This window comes from Rubripirellula obstinata, assembly GCF_001642955.1.
Lineage (GTDB): Bacteria > Planctomycetota > Planctomycetia > Pirellulales > Pirellulaceae > Rubripirellula > Rubripirellula obstinata.
In genome coordinates, this window is the sequence record NZ_LWSK01000217.1 from 1 (window position 1) to 4,222 (window position 4,222).

The following is a 4,222-nucleotide window of genomic DNA, read 5'->3' on the forward strand; positions in this document are numbered from 1 at the left end:
GGCAAATTTGACGTAACCGCAATCACTTCGTTACACTGGCGTTCCGACTGACCGCCTCGCAGGTGGCGGTCACCAACGTAAACATGATCGCGGATAACCATGGGATGCACCGGAGTACGGCTTGCGCGATTTTCTGTGATGGTTGACTTTTCTCTCCGTACCCGGTGATCCCGGCCGTTATCCGACTGAACGGCGGACATTTGCTGCCTTCCTCGCGCCCTGCGGGGCATCTCCAATGCTCGACCAAGAACGCCTTGCCCCCAACGCTCGACCAACTTCGAAATGCCGACTGCCCTGCGGGGCACTAACCGACGCCTGACTTCCAATACTCGAACAACGCCGAAGTGCCGGATGCACTGCGTGGCACCAACCAACGCCTGTCTTCTTGCCCTCCTTTACTCTTGACCGCCAAAACTTGCTTTGCCGGCGATTCTTTGTTACGCTTTCAACACGGTGGCTGTCACCTACGTGGACGAAGTCCGCGCTGACGGACCGCATCGCAATGGTGTGTTTCGGATAACCATTGCATGCACCGGAGTGGCGGCCGCACACTTTTCTCTCTGCTTGCACGTCAAATCCCGCCACCTCGGTGATGCTTACCGTTATCCGACTGAATTACGATGAAACGTGACCCACCTCCGCCACAAGTGCATCTGTCCGATGATCGCGCTCTGATCCTTACCGACATATCCGGTTCGGTTACGCGATGCCCGATTGACGCTCTGCTGGAGAATACCCACGAATTCTGGATGCAACTCCAAGTCCACTGCGTCGCAGAATGCTGCGGTTTTGACGCCTTTGGCTGGCACGCATCTGACATTATTGCTGCATTCAACGCATCACCCTACGCGGACACACGTGATAGGCTGATCCAACTACGTCACCACATTGCTAACTTGCCTGACCCAATTCTAGCTTCAACTAAGCTCAACCAATTCGTTGATCGGAACGACTTTACCATTCTTCTCGACCATGCCATACTATCGCTGCGGGTACGGTCCCGTGACGACTGACACAGTAATCTCGCCTCTATCCAGAATTGCGGATAACCATGGCATGCACCGGAGCCGGGCTTGCGCGTTTTCACAAATGGAACATCAACCGTCCCGGCCCGGTGATGCCGGTCGTTATCCGACCGGGAGTACCCGGCCCACACTTTACGCTTCAATCAAACACCAACTGCAAATTTAGGCTTGTGCCTTCTTCACTAACTCCGGTTCCGAGGATCTAATTTTTTCCTGACCTCGAACGACTAAGATGATTCTGAAACTTCACTCCAATTGAACCTGCACTCCCTCCCCATAATCGCGGATAACCATGCGATGTTGACGGAGTGGCGGCAACGCTGTGTCCTCTGCTTGCAAGTCTTCTCTCGCCACCCGCAAATCGCTACCGTTATCCCACTAACCACAAATCGCAGCCTTGGAATGAAACCGATACCGAGCTTAACGATGCGTGGCGATAAGCCGGACTACGTTGCAATTTGGATCATTACCTCAACTGCCTTGATCTTCATCGCCGATGCGTTCATCTACACTTTCGGCCCCGATTTGTTCGGCCGCATTTCCACGTCGAACTTTGGCCCGATTTGGACGAAGTGTTTTCCTGTGTTTGCCATCACTATCGGTTGCTCCAGCCTGGTATTCTGCGATTCCCGCAAGCATGCCTGGCTAATGGTTCTGTCGTTAGCATTGATTGCCGCACTCTCCCTACTAAACTTCCATTTTTACTTTTCAAGATTCTGGGACGGCTTTGGACGCATTTGACGCAAGTATTCGTCACAATCGGGGATAACCATCGCATGCACCGGAGTGGCGGCCGCACACTTTTCTCTCTGCTTGCACGTCAAATCCCGCCACCTCGGTGATGCATACCGTTATCCGACTGGGCGCTGCATCCCGTTGCGTTACACGATGCAATTCCGACTCTCATCTCTACTTTGGTTGACCTTCTTCGCGGCGATCTTATTCGCGGTCGCCCAACTGCCTGTCCGTCGGTTTCCTGACGCCGTTTTGGTTGTCGCCATCCTTTCGTTTCCGCTTGCTCTGATAGGGCTTGCACTACTGGTGTTTTCGGTCTTCATGGGATTCTCGATCTGGGTGACACCCAGCGCCGAATTTCATCGCAGCGAGAACTTGCGCAACTGCGGTCGGATGCTGGTCGGAGGTGTTGCGGCAGTCCTACCCTTCACCTACTTCCTGACGTCGTTCATACTCGGTGCACCGCTATAGCCCTATGCCCTGCATACACAATTGCTGGTGGCGACGTTCCGTCGTTGTTTTCCGCTCTCGCGGCCCATGCTCGCTGGCGTTCTCCATGCTGACCATACGACGGCTCGGATAACCAAAGGATGCACCGGAGTGGGGCTTGCGTGTTTTTCCGTGATGGTTGACCTTTCCGTCCCCACCCGGTGATCCTAGACGTTATCCGACTGGGCCGCGGACACTTGCTGCCCGCCTCGTGCCCTGCGGGGCACAACCAACGCGTACAGCATGACCGCTTTGCCCCCAACGCTCGTTCAATACTCAAGTTCAGACTGCCCTGCGGGGCATCAACCGACGCCCAAATTCCAATGCTCAACTAATGCTGACGTGCCGGATGCACTGCGTGGCATCAACCAACGCCTGCCCTTGAATACTCGATTTACTGCTGCTAGCCGAAACTTGCTTGACCAACGAAACTTCGCTACGCTTTGAACTTGGTGATTGTCACCTACGTGGACGAAGTCCGCGCTGACGGACCCTATCGCGATGGTGCTTTGCGGATAACCATTGCATGCACCGGAGTGGCGGCCGCACGCTTTCCTCTCTGCTTGCACGTCAAATCCCGCCACCTCGGTGATGCTTGCCGTTATCCGACTGACGCCTCCCCTTCTTATGTCGACGCTTGCCCTTAAATGAATACCGATCCATACTCGCCGTCGAGCACAACTGAGGAGCGAGCGGTTCCTGTCGCGTCGCGCAACTTGTCCGAGATGTACTCATGGGGCGCAACTGGCTGTTTGGTGATTTGTGCGTTGATCCTTATGTTCGGTGACATCGGCTTCGACAAACCAGGGCGATTCGGCCTTGATTTCGACCACGCAATACTCCTTATCGCCATCTCGCTGCTCGCTTTACTATCGGGACTCATTGCCGTGTACATTGCTCGTTCTTTGCTTTCGGGGCTTGCCCTACTCGCCTCTGCATTTTTGGTGATCCTCGGGATCATGGCTTCATGACCTTTCTTGGGTGCTTCAAGCATACGGATAACCATTGCATGCACCGGAGTGGCGGCCGCACACTTTCCTCTTTGCTTGCACGTCTAATCCCGCCACCTCGGTGATGCATACCGTTATCCGACTGAATCATGTTGCGAAACAAGATCACGAAGCGACGATTCCTCCAGTTCTTCGCGCTTGCGTTGCTTGTGGCCGCCGGGATGGTTGCTTGGTCCGTCATTCGGACCATCGGTGAAATACCCGAGGCTTACGCTGCTTGGGATACGGGCACGCTGCTTACGACTTACTTAGATCAAAACGACGGCAAATGGCCTTCTGGGTGGGACGACCTAGCGACCGTTATCAACGAACACGAACCCATGCTCTTCTCGCGATCCGATGAGCATGGAGAACGAATGTCGGATGCCGATTACATTGCAAAGTTGCGTTCGATGGTCGACGTCGACTGGACCTATCAACCGGGTCCGGACAACGCCGCTTCGCCCGTTACGCGCGCTGACGGCGGTGTTTTCCGCACGGTGTGGACTGGCGCGGAACCTAACGAAATGGTACGATCATTCATTGCTCATCAATCAAAACCCCAAAATGGCGGATAACCATCCGATGCACCGGAGTCGGGCTTGCGGCCGTTTTCAAATGGAACATCGACACTCCCGACCCGGTGATCGGTAGCGTTATCCGACTGAGCCGCGGACACTTGCTGCCCGCCTCGCGCCCTGCGGGGCACAACCGACGCATGGATTCCATGCCGATCGCTCCACGCCATCGCTCCGGCTTCACATGGACCACGATTGACTCACTGCAAACGATGCCTGAACCAACGTTGATGGTTCCTCGATCAATTCATAATCGTGTTGGCGATGCGACGTTTTACTCTTTGCTTGCACGACCGGCGACGACGTACCGTATCGGCGGCGATCTTCCTTGGTCACGCATCTTCACTGATCGCCGCCGATACGGAACGTCGTCGCCTCCAAGGTGGTTCCGACCGCAACTTCGTAG

At 55.0% G+C, this 4,222-nt stretch carries 8 protein-coding genes; all 8 read left to right on the forward strand.

Annotated features, from left to right (window positions below; all coding sequences use genetic code 11):
• Positions 1–453: 453 nt before the first annotated feature.
• Positions 454–624: a hypothetical protein gene (locus RC85_RS27230; RefSeq protein ID WP_157594060.1), complete on the forward strand. Its 171-nt coding sequence runs from the start codon at positions 454–456 to the stop codon at positions 622–624.
• Positions 621–1,013: a DUF6331 family protein gene (locus RC85_RS29115; RefSeq protein WP_420821407.1), complete on the forward strand. Its 393-nt coding sequence runs from the start codon at positions 621–623 to the stop codon at positions 1,011–1,013. Before RC85_RS27230 ends, RC85_RS29115 begins: the two co-directional genes overlap by 4 nt.
• 438 nt (positions 1,014–1,451) lie before the next feature.
• A complete protein-coding gene (locus tag RC85_RS27235; RefSeq protein ID WP_157594061.1) occupies positions 1,452–1,766 on the forward strand; it encodes a hypothetical protein in 315 nt (104 codons plus the stop codon).
• A 45-nt stretch (positions 1,767–1,811) separates the two neighbouring features.
• Positions 1,812–2,231 (forward strand): hypothetical protein, encoded by a 420-nt coding sequence (locus RC85_RS24930; protein WP_149753220.1) that lies wholly within the window; start codon positions 1,812–1,814, stop codon positions 2,229–2,231.
• A gap of 470 nt (positions 2,232–2,701) precedes the next feature.
• Positions 2,702–2,896, forward strand: coding sequence for a hypothetical protein (locus RC85_RS27850; protein ID WP_149753222.1), 195 nt, complete (start codon positions 2,702–2,704; stop codon positions 2,894–2,896).
• Complete coding sequence (locus RC85_RS27240) at positions 2,897–3,220, forward strand: hypothetical protein (RefSeq protein WP_149753223.1); 324 nt, start codon at positions 2,897–2,899, stop codon at positions 3,218–3,220.
• A gap of 128 nt (positions 3,221–3,348) precedes the next feature.
• Positions 3,349–3,816 carry a hypothetical protein gene (locus RC85_RS24940; protein WP_068267527.1) on the forward strand — a complete coding sequence of 156 codons (468 nt, stop codon included), beginning with the start codon at positions 3,349–3,351 and terminating at the stop codon, positions 3,814–3,816.
• Positions 3,817–3,965: 149 nt separating this feature from the next.
• Positions 3,966–4,222 (forward strand): hypothetical protein (locus RC85_RS28715; RefSeq protein ID WP_238383225.1); only part of this gene is annotated, 257 nt, incomplete at its 3' end.

Coding starts and splice junctions, on each gene's coding strand:
- RC85_RS29115 (WP_420821407.1), top strand. CDS start 621: ATGAAACGTGACCCACCTCCGCCACAAGTGCATCTGTCCGATGATCGC.
- RC85_RS27235 (WP_157594061.1), top strand. CDS start 1,452: ATGCGTGGCGATAAGCCGGACTACGTTGCAATTTGGATCATTACCTCA.
- RC85_RS27240 (WP_149753223.1), top strand. CDS start 2,897: ATGAATACCGATCCATACTCGCCGTCGAGCACAACTGAGGAGCGAGCG.
- RC85_RS24940 (WP_068267527.1), top strand. CDS start 3,349: ATGTTGCGAAACAAGATCACGAAGCGACGATTCCTCCAGTTCTTCGCG.